We start from the raw sequence: 16,045 nt of genomic DNA on the forward strand, positions 1-16,045 counted from the left end.
CGGGAGTCGCTCCCGACGCGGCGCGCGGAGTCTGCGGCTTTCGCGTGACGCTGTGAAGTCAGCGCGCCTGCAGGCGGTTGAAACGCCGCCTGCAGGCGCAGCCGGGGCGGGCCGAGTCGGAAAAGCAAGCGCGAAAGCGGCCGCTTCGTCGGAAGGCGCTACCGACCCGTGCCGGGCCGCTGTCTTGAAAGAATCCCCGGAACGGAGTTCTTCGACACGCCGCTAAACCCGCAGCCGCGACGGATACGGCGGCACATCGGCCAGCGCGCCGGCGCGGATGTCCTCCTGCAGGGCCAGCCACCAGCCGACGGTGAAGATCTCGCCGTGGGCCTCCAGCAGGGCCTCGCGCAGTTCGGGCGAGAGCCCGAGGAACTGCGGGAACTGCTCGGGGAAGACGTCGTTCTCGTCGACGTGGTACCAGGCGCCGGCGTGCAGCTCCTCGTCCTCGTGGCGTGCGGTTGGCAGGGCGCGGAATCGACACTCGGTGACGAAGCAGAGCTCGTCGTAGTCATAGAAGATCGCCCGGCCGGCGCGACTGATGCCGAAGTTCTTCAGCAGCAGGTCGCCCGGGAAGATGTTGCTGCGCGCGAGGTCCTTGATGGCTTGGCCGTAATCGACGATGGCAGCGATCGCGCGCGCCGGCTCGACCTCGCGCAGGTAGAGGTTCAGGGGTCGCAGGCGGCGCTCGATGTAGCAGTGCGAGAACACCAGGTCTTCGCCGTCCGTCTGCACCGTCTCGCGGCAGCCCTGCAGCAGTTCGTCGAGCAGGGCCGGAGCGAACTGGCGGCGCGCAAAGCGCAGGTGGCGGAACAGCTGCGCATCGACCAGGCGGCCGACGCGATCGTGGTGGAAGACCAGCCGGTACTTCTGCTCGACCTCGGCGCGGGCCATGGTCTTCGGGTAGGCGAAGCGGTCGCGGATCAGCTTGAACACCACCGGATAGCTGGGCAGGGTGAACACCGCCATCACCATGCCGCGCTCGCCGTCGGCGTGGACGAAGGCCTCCTCGGGGTGGCGCGCGAGATGCGCGAACAGGTGCCGGTAGCGCTCGGTCTTGCCCTGCTTGGCGCGGCCCAGCACGGTGTAGAGCTCATCCACAGGCTTGTGCGGCAGCAGGGTGCGCAGGAACACCACCGCATCGCCCACGGTTTCGAGATCCGCATGGAAGTAGCTGCGGGTGTAGCCGAACAGCACGGCCACCTGGGCGCGCTCGGTGATCAGCGCATCCACGCGCAGGCCCCGCTCGGTGTGCATCAGCGCGATCACGATCGGCGCAAACCGGCTCTCGCCATAGACGCGGCCGACCAGATAGGCGCGGCGCTCGCGGTAAAACACTGTCTCCATCAGCTCCAGACCGCGCACGGGCGGCGCCTCCCAGTCGGCCAGCTGCTCACCGATGCGTTCCGCCAGCTTGCGCGCGCAGTCCTGGGGGTCGGCATAAGGCACCGCGAAGGGATAGTCCGCCAGCACGCGCGCGAACACCGCGGCGAGGTCGCCGGCCACCGCGTAGCTGCGCCGCGCCACTGGATGGGTGATGCGATCGGTGGGCGCGATCGACAGCGCCACGAACTCGATCGCCGCATCCACGCCGCGGGTCGCGAAGAAGCGCCGAGTCAGTGTGTTGAAGAAGGTCTTGTACAGTTCCTGGTCGAGCAGGCCGGCGATCAGCTCGGCATAGCGGGCGTGGATGCGCGCCCACAGGGCCTTGTCCTGCGACTGTGCCTCCAGCTGCGCGGCGAGGCGTGCACCGGCGGCGGCGACGCAGCGGTCGTAGAGCTCGATGCGCTCGACTGCATCCGAGCGCGCGCCCAGCCAGTCGCGCTGCTCGAAGCGCCGCCGCGCGCGTTGGGTGATCGCGCGGAAATGGGCGTTGTAGCCCTCGAAGGCGTCACGGATGGAGGTGGACGCCAGTTCCACGCGCGCCTCGTCGGGCGTGCGAGGCTGCATAGATTCGGATGAGAACTCACTCATGTCGGTCGGGCCGGGCAGCGCGATGGGGATCAAACCGATCTTCCGCGCGATCGGCTTGCGGCAATGTGGTCTCAAGCCTTACACCATGAATGACTTGTCAGGAACGCCCTGACCCTGCATGCGACGTATCAGGCTATTTCCTTCACCTGTCGCGTGAATAATGCACCCGTGCCCGCGTTGTTCTGCGAGGCGCTCCGGACCGGCTCTCCGACCTCCCCCACGGCCCCGGTCCCATGCTCTCCCCGAAGCACACAGCCGGATCGCAGGATGCGATTCGGCTGTTTCGTTTCTGGCTCTCGATGCGCATCTGCCGAGCGCGTCGCCCCACCCCAAGGCAAGCCTGAAGAATCCAGCGTTGCCGCCGGCCATGCAGGGCGCGCCCCTGGATCGAGCGCGCGCTGCTTGATCCAGCGTTACCGCGCGAAGCGAAGGGTCGCCGCGCAGCGGCCGAACGAGTCCGGACCTGGGCCGGACTCGCGACCACGGATCAAGGCGATGAGGGACTCGATCAGCCTTGCCCTAAAGTTCGCGCGCATCCAGCCGTTATCGATCCCGAGCCGCACAGCGGCCCGCACCGGCCCCGGTGCGGCGGGGCCTGGGTTGCCGCCTTGCTCCGCCGCACCGGGGTCACTTTCACCACACTCTCAGGCGTGGCGCGCCCACAGGCGCTCGAACTCGGTGCGGAAATCCGCGACCAGCTGGGCGTGCTCGATCACCATCAGGTTCTCCTCGTTCGAAGTGCTCGCGCTGCGGGTCCAGTTGAAACTGCCGTTCAGCAGCAGGCGGCCGTCGAAAACCGCGAACTTGTGGTGCATGTGGTAGCTGCTGCGATCCACCCTCACCGGCAGGCCCTGATCGCGCAGCCAGACGACATCGCTGCCGGCGTCGAAGGCTTTGTCGTTGTCGGTGATAAGGCGCACCGCGACACCTCGGCGGTGGCACTCCAGCAGGGCCGCGGCAAGCAGGTCATCGGCGAGGGTGAACACGCAGACATCGACCTGCGTGCGGGCCGCGCGGCACAGCGCCAGGATCTTCTGCCGACAGCTCTCGCCCGGGCTGAAGTGCGCGCTGGCGGGCTCGCGCGCGACCTGCGCCTTCAGGTCCAAGGTCTTGACCACCTGCTCCAGCCACTTCAGCGCCGGCTGCGCCTGCGCGGGGTCGGCCACCAGCTCGCGCACCAGAGCAAAGGCGCGGTTGCGCAGGAAGCGGATCGCATCGGGCGACAGCGACTGGCCGAGCTCGCGCAGCTCGTCGCGCTCGTCCACGCTGAGCTTGAGGTCAGCGAGGCTGTCGCGCAGGGTCTGGTCGAGCTGGTTGAAGTCCATGCGCAGGCTCCGGATGAAGGCCCGCGATGATCGGCGGATGCGGCCCCAGCGTCGAGCTTCGGATGCGGCTTGCCAGAGCGCGCCGGATTGGCGAGCCTGCCTGGCATCCAAGCCGACGCCTGCGCCCGACCGATGACTGCGCATCCGAACGACCTCGAATTCCTGCAGGCCTGGCGCGCGGTCGGCGCGGCGGGCGACGCACTGACCTGCCTTCAGGCGCTGCGGGACGCCTGGCGCGAACCGCAGCGGCACTATCACAGCCTGCAGCATCTTTCGGAGTGTCTGGACCTGCTGCGCGCGCATCGCGCACTGGCCGAACGACCGCACGAACTCGTGCTGGCGCTGTGGTTCCACGATGCGGTCTACGATCCGCGCGCCAAGGACAACGAGCAGCGCAGCGCCGACTGGGCAGCGCAAGCGCTTGGCGAGGCCGGCGCCGATCCTGCAGCGACGGCGCGCATCCACGCCCTGATCCTCGACACCGCGCATGCCGCCGAACCGGCGCCCGGCGACCCCAGCCTGCTGGTCGACATCGACCTCGCCATTCTCGGCGCAGCCCCCGAACGCTTCGCCGAGTACGAGCAGCAGGTGCGCGGCGAGTACGTCTGGGTGCCGGGCTTCCTCTTCCGCTACAAGCGCCGCCAGCTGCTGCGCGAATTCGCGAGGCGCGAGCCGCTGTACCGCACGCCAGCCCTGCGCGCGCGGCTTGAGGCGCAGGCGCGGATCAACCTTGCGCAGGCGATCCGCTGAAGGCCCGGGCGCTCAGCGTCCGAGCCTGAAGCCCAGGTTGAAGCCCTCGCGCCGCCACACCCAGGCCAGCAGCAGATACCAGGCCGTCATCAGCGCGCCGATATGCCACTCCAGCAGGTTCTCCATGCGGTCCTTCAGCTCGGGATCCTCGAAGCCGTTGGCGACGGCGGTATAGCCCAGACCCAGGGCCAGCATCATCAGCGAGATCGCCAGCCAGACCGTGCCGACGCGGTCCCAGCGTCCGAGCCGGCGATGCCAGTGCCGCACCACCACCAGCTGCGCAAGGTAGACCGAAGCGAAGTAGAGCTGGGCGCCATATCGGCGCAGGAAGCGATAGGCCTCGCCATCCGTTCCGAGGAAGGTGGCGTAGACCGCCAGCACCAGACCGGCGAACGGCGCCAGCAGCCAGAGACTGCTACCCGCCCGGGACTCGCCTGTGCTCTGCCGCAGCCAGACGATGGTCGCCAGCCAATGCAGGGTGAGCAGCAGCGCCGAAGGCAGCATCAGCAGCCGGAACAGGTGATTGCCCAGCCCATGCCGCGCCGCCCGACTGATCGAAGTGCAGCCTTCGAAGTAAGGCACGCAAGCAGGCACGTGGCCGGCCTCGATCGACAGCGCGTAAGCGAGGTGGGCGGCGAACACGGGCACCAGGGCGACGGCGAGAGGCAGCGGCCAGAGGGCGTAGCGGCGGTCAGTCATGGCGGAGGCCTCGCTGGGTTCGAGCGACCTTGGCTCCCAGTTCGGACACAGACGGAAGTCACGCAGAATCCGAAGTCACGCAGAAGCCAGAGCGGTCGCAGGCACAAGTAGGCGATCGCAGCGCGCTTGCCGCAAGCAGGCTTCCGCTACTGCTCTCGCAGGCGAGGCTTGAGCTTGGCGCTCGACCAAACCTGCGCCCGACAATGCACAAGGCCGCCCAAAGGCGGCCTTGTGCGTTCAACCCATCACAGCGCCCGCTTACATCGCCTTGATCAGCGCGTCCGCGAACTCCGAGCACTTCACTTCCGTCGCGCCGTCCATCAGGCGGGCGAAGTCGTAGGTGACGGTCTTGGCGCCGATGGCGGCGTCCATGGCGCTGATGATGGCGTCGGCCGCTTCGGTCCAGCCCATGTAGCGCAGCATCATCTCGCCGGACAGGATCACCGAGCCCGGGTTGACCTTGTCGAGGTTGGCGTACTTCGGCGCGGTGCCGTGGGTGGCCTCGAACACGGCGTGGCCGGTCATGTAGTTGATGTTGCCGCCCGGGGCGATGCCGATGCCGCCGACCTGCGCGGCCAGGGCGTCGGAGAGGTAGTCGCCGTTCAAGTTGAGCGTGGCGATCACGTCGAACTCGTTCGGCCGCGTCAGCACCTGCTGCAGGGTGATGTCGGCGATGGCGTCCTTGATGATGATCTTGCCGGCGGCGACCGCGGCGGCCTGCTCTTCATTCGCAGCCTTCTCGCCGCTGGCGGCCTTGGTGCGCTCCCACTGGTCCCAGGTGTAGGTCTTGTCGCCGAACTCGCGCTCCGCCAGGGCGTAGCCCCAGTTGCGGAAGGCGCCTTCGGTGAACTTCATGATGTTGCCCTTGTGCACGATCGTCACCGACTTGCGGCCGTTGGCGATGGCGTACTCGATGGCGGCGCGGATGAGACGCTCGGAGCCCTCACGCGAGACCGGCTTGATGCCGATGCCCGAGGTCTCGGGGAAGCGGATCTTGCCGAAGCTCTTGGGGAAGTGTTCCTTCAGAAGGTTCAGGAACTTCGCGTTCTCGTCCGAACCCTGCTCGAACTCGATGCCGGCGTAGATGTCCTCGCAGTTCTCGCGGAAGATCACCATGTCGACCTGGTCGGGACGCTTGACCGGGCTCGGCACGCCCTTGAACCAGCGCACCGGACGCAGGCAGACATAGAGGTCGAGCATCTGCCGCAGGGCGACGTTGAGCGAGCGGATGCCACCGCCGATCGGCGTGGTCAGCGGGCCCTTGATCGAGACGAGGTAGTCGCGGCAGGCCTGCACGGTCGAGTCCGGCAGCCAGGTGCCGAACTGGTTGTTGGCCTTCTCGCCGGCGTAGATCTCCAGCCAGTGGATCTTGCGCTGGCCGCCGTAGGCCTTCTCCACCGCCGCGTCGAGCACGCGCACCGAGGCGCGCCAGATGTCCGGGCCGGTGCCGTCGCCTTCGATGAAGGGGATGATCGGGTTGTTCGGCACCTGCAGCTTGCCGCTGTCGATGGTGATCTTGGCGCCGCCGGCGGGCGGGGTGAGGGTCGGTTCTGCCATGGGGATCCTCCCGGTTGCGGCCGCCGCCGCGGAGGCGGGGCCTTTGGATGAAAGCTGTGCCTGCAGTGATGCAGGCCGGGCGCGGTCTCAGTGCCGCGCAACGCAGCGCGCCATTGTCGCCTGCGGGGGCGTGAGCGTGAAGTGCGGCCTTCGGCAGGCGCGGACGCTTGGGCGGACTCAGCCGCGCGGCCGGCGCGCCGCCACCTCGGGCCCCATGCGGGCGAGGTCGATGCCGCCGACTTCGTAGCGCAGGCTCTGCTTGCCGCCGCGGATCGGCACCTCGATCTCGATCCAGCGGGCGGTCTTCAGCGCCTCGAAGAAGCGCCGGTCCTCCTCGATGAACATGGCCGGCACCGGAGCACCCTCGGGCTGGCTGGCCTCGAAGCGCACCGGGTTTCCTTCATCAATCTTGAGATTGACGTTGCAGCGCGCGCCGCAGGCGATGCGGCCGCCGGGCAGCAGGATGTAGACGTTCTGGCCCCACTCCGGGTGCCGGCGCAGCACCAGCTGCGGACGCTCCTCGCGCGGCTTCTGAGTGCTGCCGGCTTCGTACATGAAGGCCGTGTAAGTGGTGCCCTTGACCTCGCCCACCGCGTGGTAGACCCAGAGGTTGGCGAGACGCGTGCGCTCGCGGTCGGCGGCGGCCATGGTCTCGATCTCGGCCATCGCCGCCTGCACCTTGGCGGCGGCCTCGGTACCGGGGTACTTGGCGAGGATGTCCTGGGCATAGGCCCGCGCGAGCTGGCCGCGGCCCTCGGCGCGCGCCTGGTCGAACAGGGCGATCGCCTCGTTGGCGGCGGCGCTGTTGACGGTGGGCCCGCTGGGCGGCGGTGGCGGCGGCTCGGAGCAGGCCGCCAGGGCCAAGCACAGGGCCAGGCCGCTGCTGATCGTCAGTTTCGGGTGCATGCAAGGCTCCTTGCGAGGGGCTTGGGGTGCGGGCGACGGGCAATGTCGCCAGCGTGCAGGATTCAGGCCGCTGCCATGTCCGGATAGAGCTGCTCGGCGCGGCGGAACAGCACCCAGCTGGTGGCGATGTACTTGTCGCCACGCTGGGGCCGGTTGCCACGGTGGGTGTGGGTGAAGGCGGCGGGTGCGATCAGCAGGCTGCCGACCTTGGGCTTGACCTTGCGCTCCTGGTACAGGAACTCGGTTTCGCCCTCGTCGAAGCCGTCGTTGAGGTAGACCGTCCAGAGCAGGGTGCGGTGCAGGCATTCGGCATCGCGGTCACGGGGGTAGAGCTCGCAGTGCCAGTAGGGATAGCCGCCCTCGCCGGCGCGGTAGCGCTGCAGGTTGATGGCGCCCGGGCGGAACACCTGCTGCAGCACCGGCACCAGCCGGTCCGCATTCATCCGCTCGACGTCGCTGGCGTCGAGGCGGCGCACCTCGCCGCTGTTCGGGTCCTGCATCTGCAGCATCAGCGGCGCGATGAGGGTGTGCGGATAGCGCCGCAGGTAGGCGACAAGGCCATTGAGCATGGCCGTGTTCAGCGCCTGCTCGGCGTCTTGCCACTCGGGCCGACCCGAGATCGTCAGGTCGCTGCTGTGCTTGAGCTCGGGATAGACGCCGCCCCCGACCGCCCCCGGCTGGAGCTGGTTCGACCGCTCGAAGCGCTGGATCAGTGCCGCGCACTGCTCGCGGCTGAGCGCATTGTCGTAGACCTCGATGAAATCGTTATGGCTGTGGCTCATTGCGCGACCCGCTGGACGTGAGGACCCGGTGATGGCCGATTCTACGCGCAGGCCGTGGACGGGGAGGCGGCCAAGGAGCCGGCGCACTGGCGTACACTGCGCGCCCTCATGGACCCCCGCCTCGACCTGCGCCAGGTGCGCCGAGCCTTCGGCCGCGCCGCTTCCGACTACGCCGCGATCGCCGTGCTGCAGCGCGAGGTGGAATCGCGCCTGCTGGAGCAGCTGGTGTTCGCGAAGGGCGAACCCGCGCGGATCCTGGATCTTGGCTGCGGACCCGGTCGGGCCAGCGCCGAGTTGCGTCGGCGCTATCCGAAGGCCGAGCTGGTGGCGCTCGATCTCGCGCTGCCGATGCTGGTCGAAGCTGGCCGTGGCTGGCGCTGGTACACGCCGAAGTCGAAGCGCTTCCATCGCGTCTGTGCCGATGCCCGCGCCCTGCCCTTCGCCGAACAAAGCTTCGACCTGGTGTTCTCGAACCTCTGCCTGCAGTGGATCGAGGACCTGCCGGCCGTGCTTGACGGCCTGCGCGGCCTGCTGCGGCCGGGCGGCCTGCTGCTGTTCTCGAGCTTCGGCCCCGACACCCTGTACGAGCTGCGCGAGTCCTTCGCCGCCGCCGATCGCGCACCCCATGTCTCCAGCTTCACGCCGATGCAGGCGGTGGGCGATGCGCTGATGAGCGCGGGCTTCCGCGACCCGGTACTGGACACCGACCGCTTCACCCTGACCTATCCCGACGTCCGTAGTCTGATGCGCGAGCTGCGCGGTATCGGCGCCGGCAATGCCTGGTCCGATCGTCGCCGCAGCCTGACCGGCAAGGCGCGCATGCAGCAGGTGTTCGAGGCCTACGAGCAGCACCGTCGCGAGGGCGTGCTGCCGGCCACTTACGAGGTCTTCTACGCCCAGTGCTTTGCGCCCGAGCCCGGCCAGCCGCGGCGCCGCGAGGGCGGCGGCGAGATCGCCAGCTTCCCGGTCTCGGGCCTGAAGATCCGCCGCAAGGTCTGAGGCCGCGCGTCGCGCTCACGCCGCCTGCGCGCCTGGCTCACGCGCGCTTGGCTGTCTCGCGCGCAGACTGCCGCCGATGCTCAACGCGCTCGCCAGCCTGTTCTTCTACGCCCGCTTCCTGCCCAGCTTCTCAAGGCTCGGCTACGTCCGCCGCGCCCGCGGCTTCGAAGCGCTCGACTTCGATTTCCGCGGCCAGCGCTGGGTGGTCAGCGGTGCGACCGGCGGCATCGGCCGCGCGATCGCACTGGGCGCAGCAGCGGCCGGCGCCGACGTGGTCGCCCTGGGCCGCGACGGCGCACGCCTGCAGGCGCTGGACGCCGAAGGCAGCGGTCGCATCCACGGTTTCAAGGTCGATCTGGCGAGCGTCGCGGCCACCCGCGCCACCGCCAGCGCGCTGGCCCGCGCAGGTCGTGTCGACGTGCTGGTCAACAACGTCGGCCTGATGCTGCACGACTTCCAGCGCACCGCCGAGGGGATCGAAGCCGGCTTTGCCACCAACCTGCTCAACCATTTCGTGCTGACGGAAGGGCTGCGCGAGGCGGCTGCACTGGATGCGCGCAGCGCAGTGATCTCGATGAGTTCGGGCGGGCTGTACGGCGCGCGGCTCGACCTGGCCGCGCTGGAAGCGCGCTCGGCCGAGGATCACAACGGCCTCGCCGCCTATGCCCAGCACAAGCGCGCCCAGGTCGAACTGACCCGCTGGTGGAATGGGCTCGGAGAGTCGGCGCCGCGTGCCTATGCCATGCACCCGGGCTGGGTCGACACCGAGGGCGTACGCAGCGCCCTGCCGCTGTTCCGCCGCGTGCTGGGCCGCTGGCTGCGCAGCGCCGAAGAGGGCGCGGATACCGCGCTGTGGCTGGCGGCAAAGCGCCCCGCGCGGGCGGCCGCGGGCGGGCTGTGGCTGGACCGTCAGCGCGAGACCGAGCATGCCTTCGGCTTCACCCGCGGCGGCGCTGATGCGGCAGCTCTGGTCGCGCACCTGCGCAGGCGGCTCGACGCGCTCTGAGGCGCGTGCCCGCCAGCGCTGGCGGCGGCGCCCGCTGGCCGGCATGCTCAGGGGATGACACGGCCCAGCCCGGACCCGAACGATGCGCCAAACCGGCGCCGCATCGTCCACGTCGACATGGACGCTTTCTACGCCTCGGTCGAGCAGCGCGACGACCCGAGCCTGCGCGGGCGCCCGGTGGTCGTCGCCTGGAAGGGCGCGCGCTCGGTGGTCTGTGCGGCCAGCTACGAGGCCCGTGTGTTCGGCATCCGCTCGGCGATGCCGGCGATCCGCGCCGAGCGCCTCTGCCCCGAGGCGGTGTTCGTGCCGCCCGACTTCGGCCGCTACAAGGCGGTCTCGGCCGAGGTGCGGGCGATCTTCGCCAAGCACACCGCGCTGATCGAGCCGCTGTCGCTGGACGAGGCCTACCTCGACGTCAGCGAGGACACCCAAGGCCTGGGCTCGGGCACGGCGGTGGCGAAGGCGATCCGCGCCGAGATCCGCGAGACCACCCAGCTGACCGCCAGCGCCGGGGTGGCGCCGAACAAGTTCCTCGCCAAGATCGCGTCCGACTGGCGCAAGCCCGACGGCCTGTTCGTGATCCGCCCGGAACAGGCCTTGGATTTCCTCACACCGCTGGCGGTGGGCAAGCTGCCCGGCGTCGGCAAGGTGATGCAGGCCAAGCTGGCCGAACTCGGCATCCAGCAGGTCGGCGAGCTGCGGGAGCTGGGTGCCGAGGCGCTGATCGCCCGCTTCGGCCGCTGGGGCCGGCGCCTGCACGAGCTCTCGCTGGGCATCGATGAGCACCCGGTCGAACCCGAGCGGCCCAGCCTGCAGATCTCGGCCGAGGACACCTTCGCGGTGGATCTGGAGCTCGACGCGATCGGTGCGGAGCTGGAACCCTTGGCACGCAAGGTCTGGGCGTCGGCGCAGCGCTCGCAGCGGATCGGCCGCACCGTGGTGCTGAAGCTCAAGACCACCGACTTCCGCATCCTCACCCGCAGCCTGAGCTCGGACTCACCGCCGTCCTCATGGCAGGAACTCTTGCAGATTGCACTGGCGCTGCGTGCGCGCGTCGACTTGCCAAAACGCACGCGCTATCGGCTGGCAGGCGTCGGGCTCGCGAACCTGGTGGAAGCGGAAAGCCTGCCGCGGCAGGGCAGTCTGTTCGGACGCGGGGAATGAGCCGCCGCATGCACTGTGTGCTGCAGCAGGCCTCCGCTTGAAGGTCACCCCGCCGCGGTGACAGCGCTCGCACTGCGAGCGCGAGATGACTGCGGACTCAGCGACGCGCCAGCAGGTAAGCCGCACCGTCGCAGAGCGCGAGGCCCCAGTACCAGGCCGGCACCAGCACTTCGTGGCGGACGCGATCCAGCGTGTGCAGCAGGGTCAAGGCGAACATGGTGAGCTCCGAGGGCCGCTTCAGACAGCCGGGATGGACTGGGGCGATGCCTGTGACCAGCAGCTTCCGTGCCAGATTCCGGAAAGCGGAACCGCTCACAGTTCGCCCCGTCCGCGCGCCGGCCGGTGCACCGGTCACGGCGGAAAACCGTCCGCTGGTCGATGCGCGGCTGAACCCCGAAACACTTCCTTACAGTCGCAGGACAAGCCTTTGCACGCTGGGGCACTAGCTGACGCGGCTTGACAGCCCGCCTCACAGGACACTCACACTCGCCCGCCACCCACGCATGGACGCCCCGCATGGCCGACGCCCCGCAGACCTCGCAGTTCGCCCTGCTCGCGCAGCGCCGCTTCCTGCCCTTCTTCCTGACCCAGGCGCTGGGGGCCTTCAACGACAATCTGTTCCGCAACGCGCTGATCGGCCTGGTCATCTATCGCGTCGGCACCGACCAGGAACAGAGCCTGCTGTACTCGAACATCGCCGCGGCGCTGTTCATCCTGCCCTTCTTCCTGTTCTCGGCCAGCGCCGGCCAGATCGCCGAGAAGTATGAGAAGGCGCGGCTGATCCGCCTGATCAAGTTCGCCGAGATTCTGATCATGATGGCGGCCGCGGTCGGCTTCGCGCTCGGCTCGGTCGAGCTGTTGCTCGGCGTGCTGTTCCTGATGGGTACGCAGTCGGCCTTCTTCGGCCCGCTGAAGTACTCGCTGATGCCGCAGCACCTGAAGCCCTGGGAGCTGGTCGGCGGCAATGCCTGGGTGGAAGCCGCGACCTTCATGGCGATCCTGCTCGGCTTCCTCGCGGGCGGGCCGCTGATGCAGCTCGAGAATGCCGACCTCTGGGTGTCGGTCTGCGTGATCGGGCTCGCCATCGTCGGCTGGGGCGTGAGTCTGGCGATTCCGCCGGCACCGCCGACCGCGCCGGATCTCAAATTCAACTGGAACGCGATCAGCGAAATCGGCCACACGCTCGGCACCCTGCGCGGCCGCACCGCGGTGCTGAACTCGGTGCTGGGCATCAGCTGGTTCTGGTTCTACGGCTCGCTGGTGCTGGCCCAGCTGCCGGTCTATGCGCGCGACACGCTGGGCGGCGAAGCGGCGGTGATGTCGGTGCTGCTGGCGGTGTTCGCGGCTGGCATCGGCGTCGGCTCGCTGCTGTGCGAGAAGCTGTCCGGTCACAAGATCGAGATCGGCCTGGTGCCGCTGGGCGCGATCGGACTGTCGGTGTTCGGCATCGATCTCTATTTCGCCCAACCCGCAGACGTCGGCGCGCTGGGGCAGTCGGTCAGCGAGGTCTTCGGTCAGCCCGGACGCTGGCGGGTGCTGATGGATCTCGCCCTCATCGGCCTGTTCGGCGGCTTCTTCATCGTGCCCCTGTTCGCCCTGATCCAGTCGCGCACGCCGCGCGAGGAAGTGTCGCGGGTGATCGCCGCCAACAACATCCTCAATGCCCTGTTCATGGTGCTGGCGGCGGGGCTCGCGATCGGCCTGACCGCGCTGGAGCTGAACATTCCGCAGATCCTGCTGGTCACGGCGGTGCTGAACGCGCTGGTGGCCTGGCACATCTTCCGGCTGGTGCCGGAATTCCTGATGCGCTTCCTGGTCTGGCTGCTGATGAGCCTGCTTTACCGGCTGCGCGTGCGCGGCGTCGAGCAGGTGCCGGACGAAGGCGCCGCGCTGGTGGTCTGCAACCACGTCAGCTTCATGGACGCGCTGCTGATCTCGGCCTCGGTGCAGCGACCGATCCGCTTCGTCATGTACTACAAGATCTTCAACATCCCGGTGATGAGTTGGGTGTTCCGCACCGCCAAGGCGATTCCCATCGCTGGCGCCAAGGAAGACCCCGCACTGATGGAGAAAGCCTTCGCCGAGATCGACGCGGCACTGGCCGCCGGTGAGCTGGTCGGCATCTTCCCCGAGGGCCAGATCACCCGCACGGGCGAGATCAATCCCTTCCGCTCCGGCGTCGAACGCATTCTCGCCGCCCGCCCGGTGCCGGTGGTGCCGATGGCCCTGCGCGGCATGTGGGGCAGCCTGTTCAGCCGCCGCGACTCGGCCCTGCGCCGAATGCGCCTGCCGCGCCGCTTCCGCGCCCACATCGAACTGGCCATCGATCCGGCCCTGCCGCCCGAAAAGGCGACGGCTGCAGCGCTGCAGGACCTCGTGCAGGCGCTGCGGGGCGATTGGGCATAGGGTGGGTCTTGACCCACCCGATGGGCTCGGAGCACCGAGGCCAGTGCCGAGCGCACGGTGGGTCTCGACCCACCGCATCGACGGAACCGTGCAGACCCCCTGCCCTTCGCCTCTGGACAAGGCGTAGCGCGCCCGGCACCGTCCGGCGGTCACCCATCCTGCTCGAAGGAGCTACGCATGTTGCGAACACTGGGCCTGCTCGTCGCAGGCAGCCTCACGCTCCACGGCGCGCAGGCCGCCGAGCAGCGCGTGCTGAACCATGAAGACCTCTGGCTGATGCCGCGCGTGTCCGCGCCGGTGCTGAGTCCAGACGGCCGCCAGGTGGTCTTCACGCTCACCGAGCCGGCGTACAAGGCCGAGGAGCAGGTCAGCGATCTGTGGATCGTGCCGGCCGACGGCAGCGCCGAGCCCCGTCGCCTGACCGCCACCCGCGCGCCGGAAGCCGGGGTGGCCTGGAGCCGTGACAGCCGACGCATCGCATTCTCGACCAAGCGCGAGGCCGATGCGCAGAACCAGATCTACGTCCTCGATATCGACCGCGCCGGCGAGGCGCAGCGCGTCACCAGCCTCAGCACCGGCGCGCGCACGCCGCAGTTCTCGCCCGACGGCCGGCAGATCCTCTTCGTCAGCAACCTGCACCCGGATGCCGCCAGCGAAGAGGACAGCAAGCGCATCGCCGAAGAGCAGAAGAACCGCAAGTACAACGCCCGGGTCTACACCGGCTTCCCGATCCGCAACTGGGACCGCTGGCTGGACGAAACCCGGCCGCGCGTCTTCGTGCAGACCCTCGGCGAAGCTGAAGCCCGCGACCTGCTGGCCGGCACGGCCCTGCTGAAGAGCGCGGGCTTTGATGGCCGCACCACGCCCGGCAGTTCGGAGCTTGAGCCGGTGTGGACGCCCGATGGCGAGTCGATCGTGTTCGTCGCCACCACCAACCGCGACCGCGCGGCCTTCGACTTCACCCATGCCGATCTCTGGCAGGTGCCGGCTGCCGGCGGAGAGCCCAAGCGCTTGACCAATGCCGGCGTGGAAGGCGTCGGCGACAGCTATGCCACGCCGCGCTTCACCCCGGATGGGCGCCAGCTGCTGGCGCTGGTCAACGCGCGCAACGGGCGCATCTACAGCACCACCGACCTGGCCCGCATCGACTGGCCCTCAGGCAGCGAGTCGCGCCTGCGCATTCCGGGTGATCTCGCGGTCAGCAGCTATGCGGTCAGCGCCGACAGCCGCAGCCTCTACCTCTCGGCCGAACACGAGGGCTACGAGAAGCTCTGGCGCGCCGATGCGCGCAGCGGCAAGGTCGAGCTGGCATTCGCGCCCGAGCGCGGCGTCTACACCCTGGTCAATGCCGGCGGCCGCGGCAGCCAGGCGCGGATCATCGCCCTGCACGAGCACGCCGCGCAGCCGCCGGAGGTAGTACGCATCGAGCGCGGCGGCCGCGCCGTGCCGCTGACCCGCTTCACCGCCGAGCGGGTCGCCGCGCTCGACCTGCCGCCGGCCGAGCACTTCTGGAGCACCGCGCCGAACGGCAAGCAGATCCACAACCTGCTGATCCGCCCGCCGGGCTTCGATCCCGCAAAGAAGTACCCGCTGTTCGTGGTCATCCACGGCGGCCCGCACACTATGTGGCGCGACATGTGGGTGCTGCGCTGGCACTACCACCTGCTGGCCGCTCCGGGCTATGTCGTTCTGCTGACCAACTACACCGGCTCGACCGGCTTTGGCGAGGCCTTCGCCCAGGGCATCCAGGGCGACCCGTTGAAAGGGCCGTCGGACGAAATCAACGACGCCGCCGACGAGGCCATCGAGCGCTACGCCTTCATCGACGGCACGCGCCAGTGCGCCGGCGGCGCCAGCTATGGTGGCCACCTGGCCAACTGGCTGCAGGCCAGCACCACCCGCTACCGCTGCCTGGTCAGCCATGCCGGCCTGATCAGCCTGAAATCGCAGTGGGGTACGTCGGATGTCGCCTACGGCCGTGAAGTGGCACAGGGCGGCCCGCACTGGCAGGACATCCCGCTGTGGACCGAGCAGAGCCCGATCACCTACGCCGAGAACTTCAAGACGCCGGTGCTGGTGACCTTCGGCGAGAACGACTACCGCGTGCCGATCAACAACGGCCTCGAGTACTGGGCCGCACTGCAACGCCAGCAGGTCGAAAGCCGACTGGTGATCTTCCCCGACGAGAACCACTGGATTCTGAAGGGCGAGAACAGCCGCTACTTCTACCAGGAGGTCCACGACTGGCTGGCGCGCTGGCTGCAGCCCGACGCCGGCTGAGACGCCAGATCGGAACTGCGTAGACGCGAAGGGGGCCAGCCCGCCCCGTTCGCGTCTGCGCGACGCGCTGGTGGCACGTGCATGGCGCGGCGCTCGGAGCCGCGTTGCTCACGCCTGCGTTCCCTTGCCACAACTGCGGGCTCGCGTGTCACCGCCAGGCCCACGAGTCTGGACGTTCTCTGCCGTCTGAACCGGCCCAG

The 16,045-nt window shown here is 68.9% G+C and carries 12 protein-coding genes; 6 read left to right on the top strand and 6 right to left on the bottom strand.

Annotation, left to right across the window (positions count from 1 at the left end; genetic code table 11):
• Positions 1-222 precede the first annotated feature (222 nt).
• Both aceK and BLP83_RS11085 read right to left on the bottom strand, forming a co-directional pair.
• Positions 223-1,971 carry a bifunctional isocitrate dehydrogenase kinase/phosphatase gene (gene aceK / locus BLP83_RS11080; RefSeq protein ID WP_091242965.1) on the bottom strand — a complete coding sequence of 583 codons (1,749 nt, stop codon included), beginning with the start codon at positions 1,969-1,971 and terminating at the stop codon, positions 223-225.
• 644 nt (positions 1,972-2,615) lie between these two features.
• Positions 2,616-3,296: a phospholipase D-like domain-containing protein gene (locus BLP83_RS11085; RefSeq protein WP_091242617.1), complete on the bottom strand. Its 681-nt coding sequence runs from the start codon at positions 3,294-3,296 to the stop codon at positions 2,616-2,618.
• 132 nt (positions 3,297-3,428) lie between these two features.
• On the opposite strand from BLP83_RS11085, the gene BLP83_RS11090 reads away from it, so the two are divergent.
• The gene (locus BLP83_RS11090) at positions 3,429-4,046 is read left to right on the top strand and encodes an HD domain-containing protein (protein ID WP_091242619.1); all 618 of its coding nucleotides are present in this window, start codon (positions 3,429-3,431) and stop codon (positions 4,044-4,046) included.
• 12 nt (positions 4,047-4,058) lie between these two features.
• Here BLP83_RS11090 and BLP83_RS11095 read toward each other — a convergent pair whose 3' ends face one another.
• The 4 genes from BLP83_RS11095 to BLP83_RS11110 all read right to left on the bottom strand — a co-directional run bounded on the left by BLP83_RS11095 (position 4,059) and on the right by BLP83_RS11110 (position 7,990).
• On the bottom strand, positions 4,059-4,745 hold the full coding sequence (locus BLP83_RS11095; protein ID WP_091242620.1) for a hypothetical protein: 687 nt from the start codon (positions 4,743-4,745) through the stop codon (positions 4,059-4,061).
• 258 nt (positions 4,746-5,003) lie between these two features.
• Entirely contained in the window at positions 5,004-6,302 is a 1,299-nt protein-coding gene (icd, locus tag BLP83_RS11100; protein WP_091242623.1) for an NADP-dependent isocitrate dehydrogenase, read from the bottom strand.
• A 177-nt stretch (positions 6,303-6,479) separates the two neighbouring features.
• Entirely contained in the window at positions 6,480-7,208 is a 729-nt protein-coding gene (locus BLP83_RS11105; protein ID WP_091242626.1) for a hypothetical protein, read from the bottom strand.
• A 62-nt stretch (positions 7,209-7,270) separates the two neighbouring features.
• Positions 7,271-7,990 (bottom strand): 2OG-Fe(II) oxygenase, encoded by a 720-nt coding sequence (locus tag BLP83_RS11110; RefSeq protein WP_091242629.1) that lies wholly within the window; start codon positions 7,988-7,990, stop codon positions 7,271-7,273.
• A 108-nt stretch (positions 7,991-8,098) separates the two neighbouring features.
• Between BLP83_RS11110 and bioC the strand changes: the two genes are divergently transcribed.
• The 5 genes from bioC to BLP83_RS11135 all read left to right on the top strand — a co-directional run bounded on the left by bioC (position 8,099) and on the right by BLP83_RS11135 (position 15,845).
• Entirely contained in the window at positions 8,099-8,989 is an 891-nt protein-coding gene (gene bioC, locus BLP83_RS11115) for a malonyl-ACP O-methyltransferase BioC (RefSeq protein ID WP_091242630.1), read from the top strand.
• Between the two features lie 76 nt (positions 8,990-9,065).
• Positions 9,066-9,995, top strand: a complete 930-nt coding sequence (locus BLP83_RS11120) for an SDR family NAD(P)-dependent oxidoreductase (protein WP_091242633.1) — start codon at positions 9,066-9,068, stop codon at positions 9,993-9,995.
• A gap of 54 nt (positions 9,996-10,049) precedes the next feature.
• Positions 10,050-11,159: a DNA polymerase IV gene (gene dinB / locus BLP83_RS11125; RefSeq protein ID WP_091242634.1), complete on the top strand. Its 1,110-nt coding sequence runs from the start codon at positions 10,050-10,052 to the stop codon at positions 11,157-11,159.
• 516 nt (positions 11,160-11,675) lie between these two features.
• Entirely contained in the window at positions 11,676-13,565 is a 1,890-nt protein-coding gene (locus BLP83_RS11130) for an MFS transporter (RefSeq protein WP_091242637.1), read from the top strand.
• Between the two features lie 177 nt (positions 13,566-13,742).
• Positions 13,743-15,845 (top strand): S9 family peptidase, encoded by a 2,103-nt coding sequence (locus BLP83_RS11135; protein WP_091242639.1) that lies wholly within the window; start codon positions 13,743-13,745, stop codon positions 15,843-15,845.
• Positions 15,846-16,045 lie beyond the last annotated feature (200 nt).

The organism is Aquimonas voraii (genome assembly GCF_900101825.1).
Lineage (GTDB): Bacteria > Pseudomonadota > Gammaproteobacteria > Xanthomonadales > Xanthomonadaceae > Aquimonas > Aquimonas voraii.

What these genes read in the sequence shown, in the direction of transcription:
- aceK (WP_091242965.1), bottom strand. Translation starts at nt 1,971, where the DNA reads ATGAGTGAGTTCTCATCCGAATCTATGCAGCCTCGCACGCCCGACGAG.
- BLP83_RS11085 (WP_091242617.1), bottom strand. Translation starts at nt 3,296, where the DNA reads ATGGACTTCAACCAGCTCGACCAGACCCTGCGCGACAGCCTCGCTGAC.
- BLP83_RS11090 (WP_091242619.1), top strand. Translation starts at nt 3,429, where the DNA reads ATGACTGCGCATCCGAACGACCTCGAATTCCTGCAGGCCTGGCGCGCG.
- BLP83_RS11095 (WP_091242620.1), bottom strand. Translation starts at nt 4,745, where the DNA reads ATGACTGACCGCCGCTACGCCCTCTGGCCGCTGCCTCTCGCCGTCGCC.
- icd (WP_091242623.1), bottom strand. Translation starts at nt 6,302, where the DNA reads ATGGCAGAACCGACCCTCACCCCGCCCGCCGGCGGCGCCAAGATCACC.
- BLP83_RS11105 (WP_091242626.1), bottom strand. Translation starts at nt 7,208, where the DNA reads ATGCACCCGAAACTGACGATCAGCAGCGGCCTGGCCCTGTGCTTGGCC.
- BLP83_RS11110 (WP_091242629.1), bottom strand. Translation starts at nt 7,990, where the DNA reads ATGAGCCACAGCCATAACGATTTCATCGAGGTCTACGACAATGCGCTC.
- bioC (WP_091242630.1), top strand. Translation starts at nt 8,099, where the DNA reads ATGGACCCCCGCCTCGACCTGCGCCAGGTGCGCCGAGCCTTCGGCCGC.
- BLP83_RS11120 (WP_091242633.1), top strand. Translation starts at nt 9,066, where the DNA reads ATGCTCAACGCGCTCGCCAGCCTGTTCTTCTACGCCCGCTTCCTGCCC.
- dinB (WP_091242634.1), top strand. Translation starts at nt 10,050, where the DNA reads ATGACACGGCCCAGCCCGGACCCGAACGATGCGCCAAACCGGCGCCGC.
- BLP83_RS11130 (WP_091242637.1), top strand. Translation starts at nt 11,676, where the DNA reads ATGGCCGACGCCCCGCAGACCTCGCAGTTCGCCCTGCTCGCGCAGCGC.
- BLP83_RS11135 (WP_091242639.1), top strand. Translation starts at nt 13,743, where the DNA reads ATGTTGCGAACACTGGGCCTGCTCGTCGCAGGCAGCCTCACGCTCCAC.